We start from the raw sequence: 21,470 nt of genomic DNA on the forward strand, positions 1-21,470 counted from the left end.
GTGTGAGGGGGACCTTTCAGGAGGCGGGGGGCTCGGACCCCACCAGCCACATGGCGAAGAACTGCGATCCGCCGCCGTAGGCGTGCCCGAGCACCCGACGTGCCCCCTCCACCTGGTGTTCCCCGGCCTGACCGCGCACCTGGAGCGCGGCCTCCGCGAAACGGATCATGCCGGAGGCGCCGATCGGATTCGTCGACAGAACGCCGCCGGACATGTCGACGGGCAGGTCCCCGTCCAGTTCGGTGACCCCGGACTCGGTGAGCTTCCAGCCCTCGCCCTCGTCGGCGAAGCCGAGGTTCTCCAGCCACATGGGCTCGTACCAGGAGAACGGCACGTACATCTCGACGGCGTCGATCTCCCGGCGCGGGTCGGCGATCCCGGCCTGCCGGTACACGTCGGCCGCGCAGTCCTTGCCGGCCTGCGGCGACACGGCGTCCTTGCCCGCGAACAGGGTGGGTTCGCTGCGCATCGCGCCGCCGTGCATCCAGGCGGGCGGCCGGGGCGAGCGGGCGGCTCCCGCGCGGTCGGTGAGGACCATCGCGCAGGCTCCGTCGGAGGAGGGGCAGGTCTCCGAGTAGCGGATCGGGTCCCAGAGCATGGGCGAGGCCTGGACCTTCTCCAGGGTGATGTCGTGCTCGTGCAGGTGCGCGTACGGGTTCTTCAGCGCGTTGCGCCGGTTCTTGTACGCGACCAGGGAGCCGACGGTGTCGGGGGCGCCGCTGCGTCGCATGTAGGCGCGTACGTGCGGGGCGAAGAACCCGCCGGCCCCGGCCAGCAGCGGCTGCTGGAAGGGGATGGGCAGGGACAGTCCCCACATGGCGTTCGACTCGGACTGCTTTTCGAAGGCGAGGGTGAGCACGGTGCCGTGGACCCTTGCCGCCACCAGATTGGCGGCGACCAGCGCCGTCGACCCGCCGACCGAGCCCGCCGTGTGCACCCGGAGCATGGGCTTGCCCACGGCACCCAGCGCGTCGGCCAGGTACAGCTCCGGCATCATCACGCCCTCGAAGAAGTCGGGCGCCTTGCCGATGACGACGGCGTCGATGTCCGCCCAGTCCAGCTCGGCGTCGTCCAGGGCCCTGCGGGCGGCCTCCCGCACGAGCCCCGCGATGGAGACGTCCCGGCGTGCCGCCACGTGCTTGGTCTGGCCGATGCCTACGACGGCCACGGGCTCCTTGCTCATCGCGGATCCCCTTCGAGTACGGCGACCAGGTTCTGTTGGAGGCAGGGTCCGGAGGTGGCGTGGGCGAGGGCCCGGTCGGACTCGCCGCGGTGGATGCGGGCGGCGGCCTCGCCGATGCGGATGAGCCCGGCGGCCATGACCGGGTTGGCGGCGAGGGCACCGCCGGAGGGGTTGATCCGCACGTCGTCGTCCAGCCGGAGAGCCTTGCGCAGGACGACCTCCTGCGAGCTGAAGGGTGCGTGCAACTCGGCGGTGTCGACGGGGCGTTCGAAGGCGCCGGCCTTCTCGGCGGCCAGTCGGGCGGACGGTGAGTCGGTGAGATCGCGGACGCCGAGGCCGTGTGCCTCGATGCGGTGGTCGATGCCGCGGATCCAGGCGGGCCGCGCGCACAGGTCCCGGGCCCGGTCCCCGGCCGCCAGGACGACCGCGGCGGCGCCGTCGCCGACGGGTGGGCAGTCGCCGGTGCGCAGGGGCCGTACGACGTAGTCCTGCTGGGCCGCGGTGTTCGTCTCTGAGTTGCGGCTGCGGGCCGCCACGGCGGCCAGGGCGGGCTCGTCCGTCGCGCCCGTGTCGATGAGTGCCTGCGCCTGGAGGGCGGCCAGGGCGACGGAGTCGGGCCACAGGGGTGCCACGTAGTACGGGTCGAGCTGTCGGGTCAGGACGTCGCGGACGGAGCCGGGTGACGACTTGCCGTAGGAGTACACGAGGGCGGTGTCGGCGTCGCCGGTCAGGATCTTGGTCCACGCCTCGTACAGCGCCCACGCGCCGTCCATCTCGACATGGGACTCGGAGATCGGCGGCCAGGCGCCGACCCCGTCGAGGGCGAGGGTGAAGGAGAAGGCCCGGCCGGCGAGGTAGTCGCAGGAGCCGGAGCAGGTGAAATCGATGTCCGCGGTCTTCAGGCCGGTGCGGTCGAGCACCTCGTGCAGGACGGGCATGAGCATCTCCACCTCGGAGAGCTCGTCGGCGGTGCGCAGGTGGCCGGTGTGCGCGAAGGCGACGACGGCGACATCCCTGAGTGGCTGCATCTACAACAGCTCCTTGTACGTCTCGTAGTCCGCGTCGGGCTCGCCGGTCGGCCGGTAGTGGTCGGGGTGGCGGGATCCTTCCGTCCACACGGGTTCGACGCGCAGGCCCATGCGCACCCGGTCGTAGGGGATGCCTCCGATGCGGCCGTGCAGGGCGAGGTCGGCACCGTCGAGGGCGATGTGCGCGTAGACGTACGGCACCTCGATGTCGAGGTTCTTCGCCTTGATGTTGACGATGCAGAAGGTGGTGACCGTGCCGCGGGGACCCACTTCCACCTGTTCCGATGTGGCGAGACCACATGTGGGGCACGCACCCCTCGGCGGGACGTACACCTTGCGGCAGGACGGACACCGCTCGCCGACGATGCGCCGGTCGCCGAGTGCGTGGATGTAGGCGGACTGGGCGCGGCCGGGCGTGTAGGTGTAGTCGAGGCGGGCCGGGGCGACGATGCCGGTGACCGGGTTCTCGAACTCTCCGGTGTGGCCCGCCGGTTCGGCCCGGTCGCCGTCGTACGGCTCGAAGCAGGCGATGTCGGTGATGGCGCCGGTGCGTTCGTCGGCCCAGCGGATGCGGACGCGCATGCCGGTGTGCACGGCGTCGGGGCCGGGGGCGTCGAGGGCGTGCAGGAGGGCGGTGTCGGCGCCGTCGAGGCGGACCAGGACCCAGGCGAAGGGGGTGGACAGGGGCTGGCCGCGGCGGGGGGCGTGGTTCCAGGCCCAGGTGGTGACCGTGCCGGTGGGGGCGACCTCGACAAAGCTGCCGAGGTCGCGGATCTCCTCGGCGGTGACGGGGTCGTACTCGACGGGCGGGACGAGCACGCGGCCGTCGCCGGTCTTCACGCCGAGGACGACGCGTTCGCGCAGGCCGGTGAGGAAGGCGCTCTGGACGGGGCCGAGGGAGCGGGTGAAGGGGAACTCGACGACGAGCGGCGCTTTGAGGACTTCGGGCATCCCGGATGTCTCCTTCTGGGGGAGGTCGGACGCGCTGGTACGCGTGGTCAGGCGCGCTTGTACTCGGGCGGTCGTTTCTCCGCGAAGGCGCGCGTGCCCTCCTTGGCGTCGGCGGTGTCGAAGATCGGCCAGCCGCGCTTGAGTTCGGCGGCGAGTCCGTCGGTCTCGGTCATCTCGGCGGTCTCGTACACGGACGCCTTGACGGCCTCGACGGCGAGCGGGCCACAGGCGTTGATCCGTTCGGCGATCTCCAGGGCCTTGTCGAGTGCCATGCCGTCGGGGACGACGTGGCCGATCAGGCCGATGCCCGCGGCCTCGCGGGCGGTGTAGGGGCGGCCGGTGAGGAGCATCTCCAGGGCGTGGGTGCGCGGGATCTGCCGTTGCAGCCGGACGGTGGAGCCCCCGATCGGGAACAGCCCGTGTTTGACCTCGAACAGCCCGAAGGTCGCCGACTCGCCGGCGACCCGGATGTCGGTGCCCTGGAGGATCTCCGTGCCGCCGGCGACGCAGTACCCCTCGACGGCGGCGATCACCGGTTTGCGGGGGCGGTGGTGGCGCAGCATCGCCTTCCAGTGCAGGTCCGGGTCTGCCTTGAGGCGGTCCCGGTGCTGCTCGCCCTCCATTCCCTGCCCGGCGAGGGCCTTGAGGTCCATGCCGGCGCAGAACGCGCCGCCCGCGCCGGTCAGCACGATCGAGCGGACCTCGTCGTCCTCGTCGGCCTCGAGCCAGCCGTCGTACAGGCCGACGAGCATGGACAGCGAGAGCGCGTTCCTGGCGTCGGGCCTGTTGAGCGTGAGCACCAGTGTGGCGCCTTCGCGCCGCACGGTGAGGTGTTCCGTCCCACCCATTGCCCATCTCCCCTCTGAAAGAACGAGAACAGGTTGCAGGAGGCGCCTGGGCACTTCAAGGGTTTTCTGACACTCAGTCAGATTTCTTCGACGCGGACCCTTCACAGTTGCGGCCCCCTTTGCTCAGATGGCGGCGAACCGTCGAAGCACCAGGGCCCGTCCGAGGTCAGGAGGAGCGGTGGAGTACAACCTTGCCGACCTGTTCGAGTCGGTCGTCGACGTGGTCGCGGACCGCGAGGCGCTCGTGTACATCGACCATCCCGGTACGGGTGCGGAGCGCCGGCTGACGTACGCGGAACTGGACGCCGCCGCCAATCGCGTCGGCCACCATCTCCTCGACAGCGGGGTACGTCCCGGCGAGCATGTCGGGCTCCACCTGTACAACGGCGTCGAGTACCTCCAGACCGTGCTGGGGTGCCTGAAGACGCGGATCGTGCCGGTCAACGTCAACTACCGTTACGTAGAGGACGAGTTGGTCTATCTCTACCGGGACGCCGATCTGGTGGCCCTGGTCTTCGACGCGGAGTTCACCGACCGGGTGGCGGCGGCGCTGCCGCACACGGACGCGCTGCGGCATCTGGTGCGGGTGGGGACGCCGGTATCGGGGGCGGCCGAGGTGGCCGCCGTGGATTTCGCGGCGGCGGAAGGCTCCGGCTCCCCGGAGCGCGGGTTCCCCTCCCGGTCGGGCGACGACCAGTTCATCATCTACACCGGTGGCACCACGGGGATGCCCAAGGGCGTGATGTGGCGCCAGGAGGACCTGTTCTTCTCGGGGCTCGGCGGCGGCGCGCCGACCGGCGAACCGGTGAAGAAGCCGGAGGAACTCGCCGAGCGGGTCGCGGCCGGCGGTGCGGGGATCACCTTCTTCCCGGCTCCCCCGCTGATGCACGGCACCTCCACGCTCACCGCGTTCATCGGGTTCAACTTCGGTCAGCGGGTCGTGCTGCACCGCAAGTTCGTGCCCGAGGAGGTGCTGCGGACGATCGAGAGGGAGAAGGTCACCAGCATGTCGCTGGTGGGCGACGCGATGCTGCGGCCCTTGATCGACGCGCTCGAAGGTCCACTGAAGGGCACCGACATGTCGTCGATGTTCAGCGTGTCGTCGTCGGGGGCGATCATGTCGGACACGGTCCGCCGGCAGTTCCAGGCGCTCGTCCCGAACGTGATGCTGCTCAACAACTTCGGCTCCTCCGAGTCCGGCTTCAACGGCACCGCGACGGAGGACTCCGGCCCCGAGCGCGGCTTCCGCGTCCGCGTCAACTCCCGTACCCAGGTGGTCGATCCGGCCACGTACCAGCCGGTCGCGGTCGGCGAGGTGGGCCGGGTCGCGCAGTGCGGCCATGTGCCGCTCGGCTACTACAACGACCCGCACAAGAGCGCCGAGACCTTCTTCGAGAAGGACGGCGAGCGGTGGGTGCTGCTCGGCGACATGGCCACCGTCGACGAGGAGGGCGTGGTCACCGTCCTCGGCCGGGGCTCGCAGTGCATCAACACGGGCGGCGAGAAGGTGTATCCGGAGGAGGTCGAGCAGGCGCTCAAATCCCATCCGGACGTGTACGACGCGCTGGTCGCCGGGGTACCGGACGTGAAGTGGGGCCACCATGTGGCGGCCGTGGTGCAGTTGCGCGAGGGGGCGGTACGGCCGTCCCTGGAGGACGTCCAGGCGCACTGCCGGTCCCGGCTCGCCGGGTACAAGGTCCCGCGTCAACTGGTGATCACGGAGGCCGTGCGGCGCTCGCCCAGCGGCAAGGCGGACTACCGGTGGGCCCGGGAGGTGGCGGTGGCCGCGGCCGGGTGAAACTCCGACCCGTGCGATTGAACCGAAGGTGACGTGCGGACGTACTGGTGATGGCAGGCTCGGCCCCAGGGCCATGTTTGCCATGCCATTGCACGACCGCACGGAAGGACCATCGGGTGTCGCTCTTCACTCGCTCTCGTCAACTGCCGGACACCGAGGGCGGGGCCGAGGCGGACGGTGACACCGCCGCGTCGGCAGAGGAGACGAGAGCGCCTCAGGAGACGGCACAGGAGACGGGAAAGCAGGCGGGAGAGGACGTCGTCGAGCAAACCGACGCCGTCGAAACGGCGGACTCACCGTCACCCGGTTGGTTCGGCTGGCGCCGTCGCTACCCCCGTACGGCACGCGGCGTGAGCGCGGGGACAGGTGTGCTGGCCGGTGTGCTGGTCTTCGGCTCGCTGCTCATGCCCGCCCGGCTCGACCGGCTCTCGATCCACTCGTTCCTCCGCATCCCCGCGGAAGGAATCCTGCTGGCGGGCCTGTTGCTCGCGCTGCCTCCGAAGCCACGGCGGATCGCGAGCGTCGTCTCTGGGGTGGTCCTCGGACTGTTCACCGTCCTGAAGCTTTTCGACATCGGCTTCCGCCAGTTCCTGGCCCGGCCGTTCGACCTGATCTTCGACTGGATTCTGCTGGACGATGCGACGGACTTCCTCAGGGAGTCGTTCGGCCGCTCGGGTCAGGTGCTCGCGGTGACCGGGGTGATCGTCCTGCTTATTGCCGTGCTCGTGCTGAGCACGCTCGCCATGGTGCGGCTGACGAACGTGATGGCCCGAAACCCCGTGGCCGTCCCTACGGTCCTCGTCCTCGGCACCGCATGGATCACCTGCTTCACTCTGGGCGTGCAGTTCGGCGGTCTCCCGGTCGCCACCAAGGGCTACACCGGGTACCTCGCCAACCGTGTGCAGCAGGTGCGCGACGGCCTCGGGGACGCCCAGGTCTTCAAGAAGCAGGCCGCCGTCGACGCCTTCGCCGACACACCGCCCGACCAGCTGCTGACCGGACTGCGCGGCAAGGACGTCCTGTTCACCTTCGTCGAGAGCTACGGCCGTGTCGCGATCGACGACCCGCAGATGGCACCGGAGATGGACGCGACCCTCAAGGAGGGCACGAGCAGGTTGGAGGCGGCCGGGTTCGCGTCGCGCAGCGCCTGGCTCAAGTCGCCGGTGACAGGGGCCGGCAGCTGGCTCGCCCACTCGACGTTCCTGTCCGGCCTGTGGGTCAAGAACCAGCAGCGGTACGGGAGTCTGACCACCGGCGACCGGGCGACCCTCACCAGCTACTTCCAAAAGACCGGTGCCTGGCGCACGGTCGGCATCGTCCCCGGTGTGCGGAAGGCCTGGCCCGAGGGCAAGTTCTTCGGCCTCGACCACATCTACGACTCCGAGCACCTCGGCTACCAGGGCCCGTACTTCAGCTGGACGCCCGTGCCCGACCAGTTCAGCCTGGAGGCCTTCGAACGTCTGGAGCACGGCAAGAAGAACCGTGACCCGATCATGGCCGAGATCATCCTCGCTTCCAGCCACAACCCCTGGTCCCCCATCGCGCACATGATCGACTGGGAGGACCTCGGTGACGGTTCGGTCTTCCACCAGATCAAGAAGGAGGGCACGAACCCCAAGCAGGTGTGGAAGGACCAGAAGCGCGTGCGCACCGAGTACCGCAAGGCCGTCCAGTACTCCGTCGACAGCCTGACCGAGTGGGTCGAGCGCTACGGCGACGACGACACCGTCCTCGTCTTCCTCGGCGACCACCAGCCCGTCCCGACCGTCACCGCGGGCGACACCAGCACGGACGTGCCGATCACGATCGTCGCCCGCGACCAGAAGGTGCTCGACAGGATCTCCGACTGGGGCTGGTCGGAGGGCCTCAAGCCCGCCGAGAACGCGCCGCAGTGGGGCATGGACAAGTTCCGCGACCGCTTCATGACGGCGTACGCCAAGTGAGCTTCACGCCGCCAGGAACGCCTTCAGGACGGTGAGGAACTCCGCCGGCCGGCTCTCGTGCACCAGATGCCCGGCGTCGATGGTCACCAGGCGGGCGTCGGCAAGCGGTTCGGCGAGCGCGGTGACCTGGTCCTGCGGTATCAGGCTGGTCGGCCCGCCTGCGATGAGCAGCGTCGGCATGGTGATCCGCGCCATGTGGTTCCACCACACAGGATCAGGGGCGTTGCGCTGTGCGTCGGTGGCCCGCACCATGGCCCAGTCGAACGGCAGGGCTCCGTCGGGTCGTTCGGTGGGCGCTCGGGGTGGATCGAGGGGCAGCGGCGCGGGTACGTCCTCCAGGACGAGGCGGCGCACCACCTCGGGCGCGTGCTGCGCGAGCAGGTAGGCGACGGCACCGCCCAGCGAGTGCCCGACGACGTCGACGCGGCCGATGCCGAGGCCGGTGAGGAAGGCGAGGACGTCGTCGCGCATGGCCTCGTACGCGTACGCCTCCCGCCCGGCACCCGGTTGCGTGCCGGGCCAGTCGCTGTGCCCGTGGCCGCGCAGGTCGGGGGCGTAGACCCGGCGCGGGCGCGATCCCGTGGCGAGTCGCTCGGCGACCGGCGTCCAGTCGGCGCCGTCGGCCCCGCGGGAGTGGAGCAGGAGGACGGGCGGCGCGTCCTCGGGGCCCCAGGTGCGGTACGCGAGGGTGATGCCGTTCACCTTGACGGTGTCCATGCCGGGCAACGTAACCGGAGGGGCACCGGATCACACGGCTACTCTGCCGAGGGCAGAGAGACCTCGGCTCCGTCCAGGAACGCGACGGCACGCCGTACGAACCACTCCGGGTCGTCCAGCCAGGGGTAGTGCCCCGCGCCGGGCTGGACCGCGAACTCGGCGTCCGGGAACACCTCGGCGGATCGGCGGGCGAGTTCGGGCCGCGGACCGCCGTCGAACTCGCCGGCGAGGACGAGGACGGGCGAGTCCAGGCGCGCGAGGGCGGTCCGGGTCGCCGGCGGGTCGTAGGCGCCCTCGGAGCCGTACCTGTCGGCGGCCTCGTCGTTGCACTGCTCGTCCGCGCGGGCGTCGTGGTCCTTCGCCGTCTCGTCCCAGCGCCCGTAGAAGAAGGACGCGAACGCCGGGTCGAAGTCACCCTTTCCTGCCACCCAGGCCTCGAACGCGGGGAAGGCCTCCTCGAACCACGGCTCACCCGCCCGCAGCCGCGCCGCGGCCAGCCGGTCCTCGCCCGTCGCCGGCATGCCCAACGCCCAGGGCGTCGCCGTGACCAGCACCAGTCGCCCCAGCCGCGCCGGGTACCGGGCCGCGTACAGCATGGCCAGACTCCCGCCCGCCGAGTGCCCGAGCACGTCCATGTGCGCGAGCCCCAGATGGGCCCGCAACGCCTCGACATCGTCCACGAGCCGGTCGCACCGGTAGGTCGCCGGATCCGCCGGCACCGCGGAGTCACCGGTTCCGCGCAGGTCGAGCAGCACCAGCCGCCGATGCACGGCGAGTCCCCCCAGATCCCCGAGATAGCCGGAGGCGCGCATCGGCCCTCCGGGCAGCACGACGAGCGGGGCGCCCTCGCCCCGGACGTGGTAGGCGAGCACGGTCCCGTCGGGCGCGGTGAAGGTCGCCATGGCACCGATCATGGCGACCGCCCGCCGCACCCGCAACGGAGTTCCTCAGAGGGCGAGGGGCCGGTAGGCCAGAGCCGCGTCGACTATCCGTTGTGCCGAGGCGCCCTCGAGGTCGGCGGGCGGACGGAGGATCAGGTCGGCCGCCGCCGGGTGCGCCACGTTCGTCGCGAACAGCCGCAGGAAATAGTCCGACTCCGGCTCCGACTCCGACTCCAGAACTCTGCGGACGATCTCCACGAGTGCGTCCCGCGTGATGTCCAGCACCCGCGGACACACCGGACGCCCCGCCTCCACCGCGAAGTCGTGCGTGCTTCGTGATCCGGAGTGGGCGAGGAAGTCGTACGGCCCGCACTCGTGCCCGGTGTCCGCGTTGAACGCGGCGATCGCCGCCTGTGCCCTCACCCGTTCGCCCGAACGCAGGAGTTCCTCGATCCGCTCGATCTCACGGCCGAGCGCTCGCACTCGCGCCTCCGGCACCGTGCCGGGCAGCAACTCCGGTCTCAGATCCACGGCTCCGTTCTCCGCCGCGCCACGCCGAGAAAACCCGAACCGCCCCCTTGCCTCGGCCCGAGCTGTCCTGGATTACTGATCCCGAACACCTCGACCGAATGATCGGTCGCCTGGATTGTCATGCTTGGTGAGGGTGAGGTGCCGATGGTGGACGCGACGGATGTGTCCGGCTCGACGGACCTGTTCGACTCGGGAGAGCGGCTCGACGAAGCGGCGTTGCGGGCACTGCAGTTGGAGCGGTTGCGGAGATCGCTGCGGCACGCCTACGACAACGTGCCGTTCTGTCGCGAGTCCTTCGACAAGGCCGGTGTCCGTCCGGAGGACTGCCGCTCCCTCGCCGACCTGGCCCGCTTTCCGTTCACGACCAAGGCGGACCTGCGCGAGAACTATCCGTACGGGATGTTCGCCGTGCCCCAGGACCGGATCCGGCGCATCCACGCCTCCAGCGGCACCACCGGACGCCCGACCGTCGTCGGTTACACCGAGGGCGACCTCTCCCTGTGGGCCGACGTGGTGGCCCGTTCGCTGCGCGCGGCGGGCGCGCGGCCCGGGGACACGGTGCATGTGGCGTACGGGTACGGGCTGTTCACCGGAGGGCTGGGCGCGCACTACGGGGCCGAACGGCTCGGCTGTACGGTCATCCCCGCGTCCGGCGGTATGACGGCCCGCCAGGTCCAGTTGATCCAGGACCTCGGGCCCGAGATCATCATGGTCACGCCGTCGTACATGCTGACGATCCTCGACGAGTTCGAGCGGCAGGGCGTCGACCCGCGCGGCACCTCCCTGCGGGTGGGTGTCTTCGGGGCCGAGCCCTGGACCGAGCGGATGCGGCAGGAGATCGAGGAGCGGTTCGCGATCGACGCGGTGGACATATACGGGCTGTCGGAGGTGATGGGCCCGGGGGTCGCGCAGGAGTGCGTGGAGACCAAGGACGGACTGCACGTGTGGGAGGACCACTTCTTCCCCGAGGTCGTCGACCCGATCACCGGTGAGGTGCTGCCGGACGGCGAGCGGGGCGAGCTGGTCTTCACCTCGCTCACCAAGGAGGCGATGCCGGTCGTGCGGTACCGGACGCGGGACCTGACGCGGCTGCTGCCGGGTACGGCCCGGGTGTTCCGGCGGATGGAGAAGGTCACCGGCCGCAGCGACGACATGGTGATCCTGCGCGGGGTGAACCTCTTCCCCACCCAGATCGAGGAGATCGTGCTGCGCACACCGGGTGTCGCCCCCCACTTCCAGCTCCGGCTCACCCGTGAGGGCCGCCTCGACGCCCTCACCGTGCGGGCGGAGGCCCGGGCCGACGCCACGCCCGAGGACCGGGACACGGCCGCGCGGGCCATCACGGCGGCCGTGAAGGACGGCATCGGTGTGTCGGTCGCCGTCGAGATCGTGGCTCCGGAGTCGCTGGAGCGGTCCGTGGGAAAGATCCGGCGGATCGTGGACCTGCGATCGCGTCAACAGCCGGAGCACCGCGGTTGAGCGAGTGGCGGGAACCCCCACCCGGGCAGTAGTCGGGCTCAGCCACATGGATGAGCCCGCAATGGCGTTCGCGACGACTCGGTGCGCGATTGTGGCCGGTGCCGCCGCCTCAGCCGGAACGGGGTGGCGAACCTGCTGCCACGATGGGGACATGGTGGATTCGGGGGAGCACCGGTGGGACGCCTTCCTGTCCTACGCCCGCGCCGACGATCCGGACTTCAGGCGGGCCCTGTCGGACGGCCTTGCCCGGGCGGGATGCCGGGTCTGGCTCGACCGGGAGGCGATGCCCAATCGCGGGACCACGTTCGGGCAGGAGATCCGGCGTGCCATCGAGGCATGCGACCGGCTCGTGCTGCTGGTCGGACCCGGAGCCCTGTCGTCCGAGTACGTCGCCCAGGAGTGGCAGTACGCGGACGACATCGGTAAGCCCGTCGTGCCGATTGTCCGGTCGACCGCCTTCCATGATCTTCCCGAACGGCTGCGCCACTACCACGGAGTAGACGCACGGCAGCTGGCGGTGGACACGGTGGTGGCCGACCTGGCCAGGCTGCTGGACGAGCCGGTGCGGCCGCTCGGACCGTGTTTCCACCTGCCGCGACAGCCCCCGCACGCCCGGGACCGGGTCGAGCTGACCGACCACCTGTCGCGCACGCTCCTGCCGGACCAGATGCGCCCGCAGGACGCCGGCCGGGCTCCGCGCGCGGCCGTGCTGTACGGCGTCCCGGGATCCGGGAAGAGCACGGTGGCCGCCGCCTTCGCCGCGGCCACCCGCACCCGTCGGGTCTTCTCGGACGGCATCGTCTGGCTCACTGGAGGACCCGAGTTCCAACCCCTGGCCGCGGCCCGGGAACTGCTCCGGCTGGCGGCGCCCGGTGCCCGCTTGCCGGAGACCGAGACGGAGATCGACGTCCGACTCGCAGCGGCACTCGGCGACCGGGAGCTCTTGATCGTCCTGGACGACGTGCGTGACCCCGACTCGGCGCTGCCCTTCGTGAACGCGCTCGGAGCAGGGGCACGGCTGTTGCTGACCACCCTCGACCAAGCCGTGGCGACGGCGCTCGGAGCGGTGCGGATCGCAGTGGGCCGGTTCCACGAGGCCGCCGCCCGGGAACTCCTCGCGGACTGGGCGGGCGGCGGCCCGCTGCCGGCCGACGCGGAGGTCGTCCTCCAGGCTTGCGACGGGCTGCCGTTCGCCCTCGCGATCGTCGGCGCGATGATCGCGAACCGGACGCCCTGGGCGGATGTGGCCCAGGCGCTGGACGCACGGCGACTCGACGAACTGACGGGGCGGTTCCCTGGTTACCCGCATCGCACGGTACTGGGGGTGCTCGCGGCCTCCTTCGAGGCGCTGACCGCCGACGATCCCCGGGCTGCCGAGTGCTACCTGGAGCTGGCCGGATTCCAGCCGGGCGCCGTTCTGACCCGAGCGGTGCTGGTCCGGCTCTGGTCACGGCCGGGCCGGCTCGCGCCGCTGGAGGCAAAGCTCGTTCTCCCGGTCCTGGAACGCCGCCTGCTGCTCCAAGGCCTGCCCGACGGCAACGGGTTCCGACTGCACGGCCTCCACGAGGACTTCGTGCGGATCCGGCACCCCGATCCGACGAACCTGTCGAAGGCGCTGGTCACGAGCTACCGCGACGACAAGGGCGTGGCGGGCTGGGCGGAGCTGGCCGACGACGGTTACGTCTTCGACCACCTCGTCGGCCACCTGGCCGCACTCGACGACCGGTCCACCCTCTTCGAGGTGGTGACCAGGCAGTGGATCCAGCGACAGTGGGGACGCCGCGGCGACTTGGGCCAGGCCCTGGACGACGCCCGCCGGGCGATCGACGTCGCGGTGCAGCCACCCGTCGACCTGGTGAACATCGCCCGGCTGAGCGTGCTCGCCGGGCAGATCACGGCGACGCTGCGTGAAGCCTCACCCGGGTTGATCGGTGCGCTCGCCGAGGTGGGGGACGTGGACCGGGCCCTGCGGTGGGCCGGTGACCATCCCGACGCACCGGAGCGCTTCGCGGCGCTGCTGGAGGTGGCTCGGGCTCTGCTGGACAACGGCGCGCTCACCATGGCCCGCCGGGTCTGCCGAGTCGCGGCGGAGACGATCCCGGGCCTCGGAGGCAGAGTGGAGAGCGGGAGCCTGCCGGGCCTCGCGGGCCTCAACGCCGTACACGCGCTGGTCCACTTCCCGCATCCGGAGGAGTGGGAAGGCACCGAGGACGCCCTGATCGCCGTCGCCCGGCTCCCACTGGACGCCCTGGTGTGGCTGGCTCCGCTCGCGTCGCAGGCCGGTGCCGTGGCCGATCTGGTGACGGTCACCAACCCGTCCTGGGAGCTGTACGGTCATCTGCTCCCCTTGGTGGCGGTCGAGGAGTTGGCGCAGCGGGGCGAACCGACGGTGGCGCGGGAGCTGCTCGACGCCTACCCGGAGCCGCCGGGGGGCGAAGGGATCGACGACGATCTGGTCAACGCCGCTCGCTACCGGTACGCCGTCGCCATGGCGGCCGTCGGCGATTTCGACGAGGCCCGCATCCTGACCGACAGTCTCTCCCACCACTATGAGCCGGTCGGCCGCCGCGGGCTGGCACGCAACCTCGCGCGGGCCGGGCGGATCGACGAGGCCGTCGGACTCCTCGACTCGATCGATGACGAGACGGTGGCGGACCAGGCACTCGTCGACATCTTCGACGCGGCTCTGGATCGGGGCGTCCCCGATGAGTGCCGGCGCCTCGCGGCCGTCGCGGAGGCCTGCGGCAGGCCGGACGCGGCGGACATGCTGTCGGCGATGTCCGGCGACCCGGAAGCGGGGCGCCGGTTCCTGGAGGCCGACGACACGGCGCTGGCGCTCGCCGTGGGCGTGGGTGTCGCCGGCATTCACTGGGATCGCGGAGCGCACGGGTCGGCGGTCGAGATGGTGCGGGCACTGGTGGGGATCGCCGAAGAGGTGCTGGGGCCTCAGTGGTGGGCCCCGGGCCTGGTCGAGGTGGAGCAGGAGCTGGCGCATGCGGCCGCCGCCCTGGCCTCTCTGCTGGTGCGGAGCGGTGAGCCGATGCCCGAGGACTTCGACGCCGTGACGCCCGGGGTCGAGCATCTGTGGGGCAGTACGCCGGCCTTCAAGCTCACCTTCATCAGGGATCTCGCGGCGAGCGGGCGTTTCGCCGAGGCGTTGGAACTGACGGATCTCCCCTCCGTGCCCGGTGGCCGGGCGATGGGCCTGGCGAACGCGCTGGCCGCCACGGAATCTCCCGCCACGGATCCGGACCTGGCCGACCGGGTGCGAGACGCGGCGCGCGAGCTCGCCGCGGAGCTGAACGGGATCGCCGTGGGCAGCCGGGCGCTCGACGAGGCCCTGTCCGCCGTCCTGTTCTCTCACGGCCTCGACGGCCCGGTCGCACCGCTCGTGGAGGCTCTGGGTGCTCGGACGGACCTGCCGCTGACGCTGGGAGCCCGCGCCGGGCTTCTGGCCGAGGCGGGGCGGTCGGAGGACGTCCGACGGCTGGCCCGCCAAGTCCTGGAGAGGCGGGCACTGGCGGTTCCCGAGGCACGGGCACGCGCGATGGTCCTGACCGCGGTGGCAGCCCGACGGAGCGGATTCTCCACCGAACTCGCCGCCGTGAGGAGCCTGTTGGCCGACTTGCGGGAGGCTGCGGGAGCACTCGACGTCCTGGCCGAGGTCATCGATTTGTACGGCACGCACGTGTCGCTGGACGCCGCCGCCCGCATTGCCCGGTCCGTCCCGTCCGGACCGGAGGCGGATCTCGCGGACACGTCGCTGTCCAGCGACAGGCTGGAATACCCGATGGAGATCTCGGACCGGAACATCGCCGCCGCGGCGGCGGCCCGGGCCACGAGCGCGGCCGCCATGGCCCTGGTCATGGCACGCGCCGGCGAGGAGACGGAGGCCCGGACGTGGTTGCGGACGTGCGAGCGGTTCCTCGAGGCAGCCGACTGGGTGTCCCCGTCCTCCCGCGCCGCCGATGCCGTGGCCCGGTACCTGTGGGCCGCTCGGTGCGCGCTCGATCCGACGACGGGTCCGGAGGCCGCGGGGCCGGCCGCCCTGGTCGCCTGGTACCTGTGGGACCGGGGGCATCGTCCGGCGGCCGTGCGCTGTGCCCGTGAGTTCCTCGACCGGCTGCGCCATCCCCTCGACCTGTCCCCCCACGAGCCGGGAGACCCCGTGTTCCACTACGCGGAAGACTTCCTGCGCGACATGGAGATGTACCGGGCCGGCCGCACCTCGCTGGTCGCGCTGCTGGCGACGGCGGCCGCCGCGGACGGCGATTCACGCCGGGCCGAGGAGCTCGCCAAGGATGTGGACCTGCTCGAAATGAAGGCTCTGCCGTCGCTCACCTTCGCCGAGGGAGCCGAATACCGCGCCGCCGTCGCCATCGGGCTGAACGCCGCCGGACGGTCGGACGCGGCGATGGAACTCCTGCGGTACGCGGCTTCCGAGAGCCTGACCATGGCCCGGCGCGGCGAACTGACCCCCTTCGAACGCCTGTGCCAGGCACTGGTGGAGCTGCTCCCGGCCGGCGATGCGCACGCGGTCTGGGCTTACTGGCTCCAGGCGGCCGCTCAGTCGGGCGCCTACCCCGCGCTCGGGATGATCGCCGCTTATCTCCGTCGGCTTCCCGCGGAGACTCTGCAGGACATCGTGGTCAACACGGAGACCGGTGATCTCGGGACGGTCCGTCCCCCGGCAGTCAGCTCAACCGGTCCCGCAGCTCCCGCTTGAGGATCTTCCCGCTCGCGTTGCGCGGCAGCTCGTCCACGAACAGCACCCGCTTCGGTGCCTTGAAGTGGGGGAGCTTCTCACGGGCGTGGGCGATGAGGTCCTCCTCCGTGACCTCGCCGCGCGGGACGACGACGGCCGTGACGGCCTCGATCCACCGCTCGTCGGGCAGGCCGATGACGGCGGCCTCGGCGACGGCGTCGTGGGTGTAGAGCGCGTCCTCGACCTGGCGTGAAGCGATCACCACGCCACCGGAGTTGATGACGTCCTTCACCCGGTCGACGATCGTGAAGTAGCCGTGTGCGTCACGCACCGCGAGGTCGCCGGAGCGGAACCAGCCGTCGCGGAAGGCCTCGGCCGTCTCCTCGGGCTTGTCCCAGTAGCCCTCGCACAACTGCGGGGAGCGGTAGACGATTTCGCCGGGCGTGCCGTCGGGCACGTCCTTGCCGTCCTCGTCGACCACGCGGGCGTCCACGAAGAGGACGGGACGGCCGCAGGAGTCCATGCGGCCCTTGTGCTCGTCGGGAGCGAGGACGGTGGCCAGGGGGCCGATCTCGCTCTGCCCGAAGCAGTTGTAGAAGGCGAGTTTCGGGAGGCGTTCGCGCAGCCGCTCCAACACGGGCACCGGCATGATCGACGCGCCGTAGTACGCCTTGCGCAGACCGCTGAGGTCACGGGTCGGGAAGTCCGCACGGTTCGTCAGGCCGATCCACACCGTGGGCGGGGCGAAGAGGCTGTCCGCGCGGCCGGTCTCGATCAGTTCGAAGAGGCGGTCGCCGTCCGGAGCGTCCAGGATGAGGTTGGTGGCTCCCACCGCGAGGTAGGGCAGCAGGAACACGTGCATCTGCGCCGAGTGGTACAGCGGCAGGGAGTGCACCGGCCGGTCGCCCGCGCTGAGGTCGAGGGCGGTGATCGCGCTCAGGTACTCGTGCACCAGGGCGCGGTGCGTCATCATCGCGCCCTTGGGCAGCGCCGTCGTCCCGGAGGTGTACAGCAGCTGCACCAGGTCCTCGCTGCGCGGTTCGGGACCGTCGTACGCGGGTGTCGTGGCCAGCCGTGCCAGCAGGGAGTCCTCGGCGTCGCGCAGGGGCAACGTACGGACTTCGCCGGGGAGTTGTGCGGCCAGATCGGGGTCGGTGAGGACCAGGCTGCTGCCGGACTGGTTGACGAGGTACGCGAGGTCGTCGCCCGTGAGGTTCTGGTTGACCGGCACGTGCACGAGGCCCGCGCGGGCGCAGGCGAGGAAGCCGATCAGATAGGCGTCGGAGTTGTGGCCGTAGGCGCCGACCCGGTCGCCGGGGTCGAAACCCTGGTCGAGCAGGAGGCTCGCCGCGCGGGACACGGCCTCGTCGAGTTCCTCGTACGTCCAGGAGCGGTCGCCGTACTCCACCGCCACCCGTGCCGGGGTGCGTCGGGCGCTGCGTCGCAGCACCCCGTCAACCGTGCTGCCGTGTCCGGGCGTCATGACACATGATCCTCGGTCCGCGGAAGAAGGAGGTCAAGCACCGGGGGACCGCTGTCGAACTCGCCGCACTTCACGACCGGGCCCGGTTGTTCTCCGGCCACCGCTGATCGTGTGGTCCCGTCCCGCCCGGGGCGGGACCACACGTCCCGTCAGGCGGGGACGTGGCCGAGCTTGTCCGGGTTGAGGACCACGTAGATGCCGTCGATGCGGTCGTCGCGCACGTCGATGGTGACGAGCTGGGCGATGCCGTCGACGGTGATCGCAAGGGCGGGGCGGCCGTTGACGTCCACGCGGCGCGGTGTGCCGTAGGGGTAGCGGGCGACCAGGTCCGCGGCGAAGGGGATGACCTGCTGGCCGCCCTCGATCGGCCACAGGGCCGCCCGGACCTTGCCGCCGCCGTCGTTCCAGGCGACGGCGTCCTCGGTCAGCAGCCCGGTCAGCCGGGACACGTCGCGGCTCTGCGCGGCCTCCAGGAACCGCGCCAGCAGCTTGGCGTGGTCCTCCTCGGAGAGCGCGAACCGGTCGCGTCCGGCGGCGAGCCGGCGGCCGGTGCGCAGATGCAGCCGGCGGCAGTTCGTCTCGGTGGTGTCGAGGATGCGGGCGATCTCGCCGTACGGAAGTTCGAGGGCCTCGTGCAGCACGAAAACCGCGCGTTCCTGGGGTGACAGACGCTCCATCAAGTGGACGGTGGGGTAGGCGACCGTGCTCCGCAGCCCGGACGTGTCCAGCGGGCCCAGGGCGTCGGTGGCCACCGGTTCGGGCAGCCAGGGCCCGGTGTACGTCTCGCGGGTCACTTGGGCCGACTTGAGCCGGTCGAGGGCGAGCCGCGCGACGACGGTGACGAGGAAGGCCCGGGGGGCGTAGGTCTGGGCGGGCTCGGTGCCGGTCCAACGCAGATGGGCGTGGTGGACAATGTCCTCGGCGTCCCTCATGGTGCCGAGCAGCCGGTAGGCGAGCCCCAGCAGCAGGGGACGGTAGGTCTCGAACTGCTCGGTCGCCGGCTCCGGGGTATCCAATTTCCGTGTCCTTCCCAGTCGTTCGGTGCGGTGGTCGCCGTCGGTGCGGGGTCCCAGTCAACTCCGCCGCGTCCCCGTCGCGCCACTCGGCGTAACGGGAACGCGGGTCGGGAGTGCGGGCGGCGTGCGCGGTCCGCCCCGCGCACGCCGTTCATGACGGCCGGCCGCCGACGAGAGGTCGGTCGGCACCGCAGCTCGACTCAGGAAGGCCGGGCAGGTCACACGGGGCGCGTACGGCCCTCCCAGTACGGCTCCCGCAACCGGCGCTTGTACAGCTTGCCGTTGGGGTCCCGGGGCATCTCCGTGATGAAGTCGACGCTCTTGGGCCGCTTGTACCCGGCGAGTTGCCCGGCGCAGTGGTCGAGGAGCGCGGCGGCGAGGGCGGGGCCCGGCTCGAAGCCGGGGGCGGGTTCGACGACGGCCTTGACCTCCTCGCCCCAGTCTTCGTGCGGGATGCCGAAGGCGGCGGCGTCGGCGACGGCGGGGTGGGCGAGCAGGGCGGACTCGATCTCGGCCGGGTAGATGTTGACGCCGCCCGAGATGATCAGGTCGATCTTGCGGTCGCGGAGGAAGAGGTAGCCGTCCTCGTCGAGGAGTCCGAGGTCGCCGACGGTGAAGAAGTCACCGATGCGGTTCTTGCGCGTCTTGGCGTCGTCCTTGTGGTACGAGAAGCCGCCGGTGTTCATCTTCAGGTACACCGTGCCGAGTTCGCCGGCCGGCAGCCGGTTGCCGTCGTCGTCGAAGACCGCGAGCTCGCTGATGGGCCAGGCCTTGCCGACGGTGCCGGGCTTCTTCAGCCAGTCCTCGGTGGTCGCGAAGGCACCTCCGCCCTCGCTGGCCGCGTAGTACTCCTCCACACTGTGGCCCCACCAGTCGATCATGGCTCGTTTGACGTGGTCGGGGCAGGGTGCGGCGCCGTGGATGGCGTGCCGCATGGACGAGACGTCGTAGCGCGCCTTGATGTCGTCCGGGAGGGCCAGCAGCCGGTGGAACTGGGTCGGGACCATGTGGGTGTGCGTGCACTTGTGGGTGTCGATGAGGCGGAGCATCTCCTCGGGTGTCCACTTGTCCATCAGGACCAGGCGGTGGCCGATGTGCAGCGACGCGCCGGCGAACTGGAGTACGGCCGTGTGGTAGAGCGGCGAGCAGACGAGGTGCACGTTGTCGTCGAACGGCCGGATGCCGAAGATGCCGAGGAAGCCTCCGAGATACGCCTCCTCGGGGGCTTTGCCGGGCAGGGGGCGCCGGATGCCGCGCGGGCGGCCGGTGGTGCCCGAGGTGTAGTTCATGACCCAGCCGAGGGTGCGGCCTGTGGGCGGCGACTCCGGTTGTCCGTCGAGGAGTTCGGCGTACGGCCGGAAACCCTCGACATTGCCGACGGCGTACCGGTGGGTGGCCGGGAGGCCGGCCTCGTCGGCGGCGTGGCGGGCGGGGCCGGCGAACCGTTCGTGGGTGAGGAGCACCTTGGCGCCGGAGTCGGAGACGATCCAGGCGATCTCGGGGCCGACGAAGTGGTGGTTGACGGGGACGAGGTAGAAGCCGGCCTGCGAGGCGGCGAGGTACGCGGTGAAGAACTCCACGCCGTTGGGCAGGACGACGGCGAAGGCGTCACCGCGTTCGAGCCCGGCGGCGCGCAGCCCGTGCACCAGCCGGTTGGCCTCGGCGTGCAGCCGTCCGGCGGTCCACTGCTCGCCGTCGGGCGCGACGAGGACCCCGCGCTCGGGGTCGGCGGTGGCCTGGGCCCAGAATCCGATGGGGGGCTGAGTCACTCCTGGCTCCTTCCGGCGATCCGGTTGACGCGGTCGACGGCCTCCTCGAAGCCGCGCGTGAGGTCGTCGAAGACCTCCTGGACGCTCCGTTCGCTGTTCATCCGGCCGACGATCTGCCCGACGGGTGTCCCGAGAAGCGGCTCCACCTCGTACTTCTGGATCCGCGAGACCGCGTCGGCGACCAGCAGTCCCTGCAAGGGCATGGGAAGCGTGCCGGGACCGTTCGGGTCGTCCCAGGCGTCGGTCCATTCGGTACGCAGCTGTCGTGCGGGTTTCCCGGTCAGCGCGCGCGAGCGGACCGTGTCGCCGGATTCGGCCGCGAGGAGCTTCTGGGTCAGGGCACGTGAGTGCAGGTCGGCCTCGGTGGTGGTGAGCCACAGGGAGCCGAGCCACACACCCTGGGCGCCGAGGGCGAACGCGGCGGCCACCTGCCGACCGCTGCCGATACCGCCGGCCGCGAGGACGGGCAACGGGCCGACGGCGTCGACGACTTCGGGCGTGAGCACCATCGAGGCGATCTCGCCGGTGTGGCCGCCCGCCTCGTAGCCCTGCGCGACGACGATGTCGATGCCCGCCTCCGCGTGCTTGCGGGCGTGCCGGGCGCTGCCCGCGAGCGCGGCGACGAGGACGTCCTGGTCGTGGGCTCGCTCGATGACGTCGGCGGGCGGTGAACCGAGCGCGTTGGCCAGCAACTTGATCGGATAGTCGAAGGCGACGTCGAGCTGGTTGCGGGCGACCTGCTCCATCCATCCGGTGATGCGCCAGCCGGAGGCCTCGCCCTCGGCGAGTTCGGGGACTCCGTACTTGGCGAGGGTGTCCTTGACGTACTGGCGATGCCCCTCGGGGATCATCGCCTCCACGTCCGCCTCCGTGACGCCCTCGACCTTCTTGGCGGGCATGACGACATCCAGCCCGTAGGGCCTGCCGTCGACGTTCGCCTCGATCCAGTCCAGGTCGCGTTTGAGGTCGTCGGGGGCCGTATAGCGGACCGCGCCGAGCACTCCGAAGCCGCCGGCTCGGCTGATGGCCGCGGCGACGGCGGGGAACGGCGTGAAGCCGAAGACGGCGTGCTCGACTCCCAGTGTCTTGCTCAGCTCCGTCTGCATGGGCGCAGGATGCCGCAGTCGCCCCGACGACG

The 21,470-nt window shown here is 71.0% G+C and carries 15 protein-coding genes; 4 read left to right on the forward strand and 11 right to left on the reverse strand.

Annotated elements, in window-relative coordinates; all coding sequences use genetic code 11:
- Nucleotides 1-16: 16 nt before the first annotated feature.
- From QFZ76_RS05895 to QFZ76_RS05910, 4 genes are read right to left on the reverse strand one after another with little or no spacing between them, the layout of a single operon-like run.
- Nucleotides 17-1,183: a thiolase domain-containing protein gene (locus tag QFZ76_RS05895; protein WP_307672696.1), complete on the reverse strand. Its 1,167-nt coding sequence runs from the start codon at nt 1,181-1,183 to the stop codon at nt 17-19.
- Complete coding sequence (locus tag QFZ76_RS05900) at nt 1,180-2,211, reverse strand: thiolase domain-containing protein (RefSeq protein ID WP_307672697.1); 1,032 nt, start codon at nt 2,209-2,211, stop codon at nt 1,180-1,182. Before QFZ76_RS05900 ends, QFZ76_RS05895 begins: the two co-directional genes overlap by 4 nt.
- Nucleotides 2,212-3,162: a Zn-ribbon domain-containing OB-fold protein gene (locus QFZ76_RS05905; protein WP_307672698.1), complete on the reverse strand. Its 951-nt coding sequence runs from the start codon at nt 3,160-3,162 to the stop codon at nt 2,212-2,214.
- Between the two features lie 47 nt (nt 3,163-3,209).
- Nucleotides 3,210-4,010, reverse strand: a complete 801-nt coding sequence (locus QFZ76_RS05910; protein ID WP_307672699.1) for a crotonase/enoyl-CoA hydratase family protein — start codon at nt 4,008-4,010, stop codon at nt 3,210-3,212.
- Between the two features lie 178 nt (nt 4,011-4,188).
- On the opposite strand from QFZ76_RS05910, the gene QFZ76_RS05915 reads away from it, so the two are divergent.
- Together QFZ76_RS05915 and QFZ76_RS05920 are read left to right on the forward strand one after the other, a co-directional pair.
- The gene (locus QFZ76_RS05915; RefSeq protein WP_307672700.1) at nt 4,189-5,808 is read left to right on the forward strand and encodes an acyl-CoA synthetase; all 1,620 of its coding nucleotides are present in this window, start codon (nt 4,189-4,191) and stop codon (nt 5,806-5,808) included.
- A gap of 116 nt (nt 5,809-5,924) precedes the next feature.
- Entirely contained in the window at nt 5,925-7,751 is a 1,827-nt protein-coding gene (locus QFZ76_RS05920) for a sulfatase (protein WP_307672701.1), read from the forward strand.
- A 3-nt stretch (nt 7,752-7,754) separates the two neighbouring features.
- Here QFZ76_RS05920 and QFZ76_RS05925 read toward each other — a convergent pair whose 3' ends face one another.
- Genes QFZ76_RS05925 through QFZ76_RS05935 form a run of 3 tightly spaced genes read right to left on the reverse strand, consistent with a single transcriptional unit; the run spans nt 7,755 to nt 9,880 of the window.
- Nucleotides 7,755-8,468, reverse strand: coding sequence for an alpha/beta fold hydrolase (locus QFZ76_RS05925; protein ID WP_307672702.1), 714 nt, complete (start codon nt 8,466-8,468; stop codon nt 7,755-7,757).
- Nucleotides 8,469-8,506: 38 nt separating this feature from the next.
- Nucleotides 8,507-9,370, reverse strand: a complete 864-nt coding sequence (locus QFZ76_RS05930; protein ID WP_307672703.1) for an alpha/beta fold hydrolase — start codon at nt 9,368-9,370, stop codon at nt 8,507-8,509.
- 45 nt (nt 9,371-9,415) lie between these two features.
- Nucleotides 9,416-9,880 carry a hypothetical protein gene (locus tag QFZ76_RS05935; protein ID WP_307672704.1) on the reverse strand — a complete coding sequence of 155 codons (465 nt, stop codon included), beginning with the start codon at nt 9,878-9,880 and terminating at the stop codon, nt 9,416-9,418.
- Between the two features lie 144 nt (nt 9,881-10,024).
- Here QFZ76_RS05935 and paaK point away from each other — a divergent pair, with 144 nt between their 5' ends.
- Together paaK and QFZ76_RS05945 are read left to right on the forward strand one after the other, a co-directional pair.
- Nucleotides 10,025-11,359 (forward strand): phenylacetate--CoA ligase PaaK, encoded by a 1,335-nt coding sequence (gene paaK / locus QFZ76_RS05940; protein WP_373464265.1) that lies wholly within the window; start codon nt 10,025-10,027, stop codon nt 11,357-11,359.
- Between the two features lie 151 nt (nt 11,360-11,510).
- The gene (locus tag QFZ76_RS05945; RefSeq protein WP_307672705.1) at nt 11,511-16,085 is read left to right on the forward strand and encodes a toll/interleukin-1 receptor domain-containing protein; all 4,575 of its coding nucleotides are present in this window, start codon (nt 11,511-11,513) and stop codon (nt 16,083-16,085) included.
- Here the strand turns inward: QFZ76_RS05945 and QFZ76_RS05950 are convergent.
- From QFZ76_RS05950 to QFZ76_RS05965, 4 genes are all read right to left on the reverse strand, one after another.
- Nucleotides 16,054-17,547: an acyl-CoA synthetase gene (locus tag QFZ76_RS05950; protein ID WP_307672706.1), complete on the reverse strand. Its 1,494-nt coding sequence runs from the start codon at nt 17,545-17,547 to the stop codon at nt 16,054-16,056. The two genes, QFZ76_RS05945 and QFZ76_RS05950, sit on opposite strands and share 32 nt — an antisense overlap.
- Nucleotides 17,548-17,696: 149 nt before the next feature.
- Complete coding sequence (gene sigJ / locus QFZ76_RS05955) at nt 17,697-18,563, reverse strand: RNA polymerase sigma factor SigJ (RefSeq protein ID WP_307672707.1); 867 nt, start codon at nt 18,561-18,563, stop codon at nt 17,697-17,699.
- A 218-nt stretch (nt 18,564-18,781) separates the two neighbouring features.
- The gene (locus tag QFZ76_RS05960) at nt 18,782-20,332 is read right to left on the reverse strand and encodes an acyl-CoA synthetase (RefSeq protein WP_307672708.1); all 1,551 of its coding nucleotides are present in this window, start codon (nt 20,330-20,332) and stop codon (nt 18,782-18,784) included.
- Entirely contained in the window at nt 20,329-21,438 is a 1,110-nt protein-coding gene (locus QFZ76_RS05965; protein ID WP_307672709.1) for a nitronate monooxygenase family protein, read from the reverse strand. The genes QFZ76_RS05960 and QFZ76_RS05965 overlap by 4 nt, the downstream gene beginning before the upstream one ends.
- Between the last annotated feature and the right edge of the window lie 32 nt (nt 21,439-21,470).

Origin of the sequence: Streptomyces sp. V4I2 (genome assembly GCF_030817655.1) — a bacterium.
Taxonomy (GTDB): domain Bacteria; phylum Actinomycetota; class Actinomycetes; order Streptomycetales; family Streptomycetaceae; genus Streptomyces; species Streptomyces plumbiresistens.

Bases quoted from the DNA above. Each gene is read 5' to 3' on its own strand.
- QFZ76_RS05895 (WP_307672696.1), bottom strand. From the start codon at position 1,183: ATGAGCAAGGAGCCCGTGGCCGTCGTAGGCATCGGCCAGACCAAGCAC.
- QFZ76_RS05900 (WP_307672697.1), bottom strand. From the start codon at position 2,211: ATGCAGCCACTCAGGGATGTCGCCGTCGTCGCCTTCGCGCACACCGGC.
- QFZ76_RS05905 (WP_307672698.1), bottom strand. From the start codon at position 3,162: ATGCCCGAAGTCCTCAAAGCGCCGCTCGTCGTCGAGTTCCCCTTCACC.
- QFZ76_RS05910 (WP_307672699.1), bottom strand. From the start codon at position 4,010: ATGGGTGGGACGGAACACCTCACCGTGCGGCGCGAAGGCGCCACACTG.
- QFZ76_RS05925 (WP_307672702.1), bottom strand. From the start codon at position 8,468: ATGGACACCGTCAAGGTGAACGGCATCACCCTCGCGTACCGCACCTGG.
- QFZ76_RS05930 (WP_307672703.1), bottom strand. From the start codon at position 9,370: ATGGCGACCTTCACCGCGCCCGACGGGACCGTGCTCGCCTACCACGTC.
- paaK (WP_373464265.1), top strand. From the start codon at position 10,025: ATGGTGGACGCGACGGATGTGTCCGGCTCGACGGACCTGTTCGACTCG.
- QFZ76_RS05945 (WP_307672705.1), top strand. From the start codon at position 11,511: ATGGTGGATTCGGGGGAGCACCGGTGGGACGCCTTCCTGTCCTACGCC.
- QFZ76_RS05950 (WP_307672706.1), bottom strand. From the start codon at position 17,547: ATGACGCCCGGACACGGCAGCACGGTTGACGGGGTGCTGCGACGCAGC.
- QFZ76_RS05965 (WP_307672709.1), bottom strand. From the start codon at position 21,438: ATGCAGACGGAGCTGAGCAAGACACTGGGAGTCGAGCACGCCGTCTTC.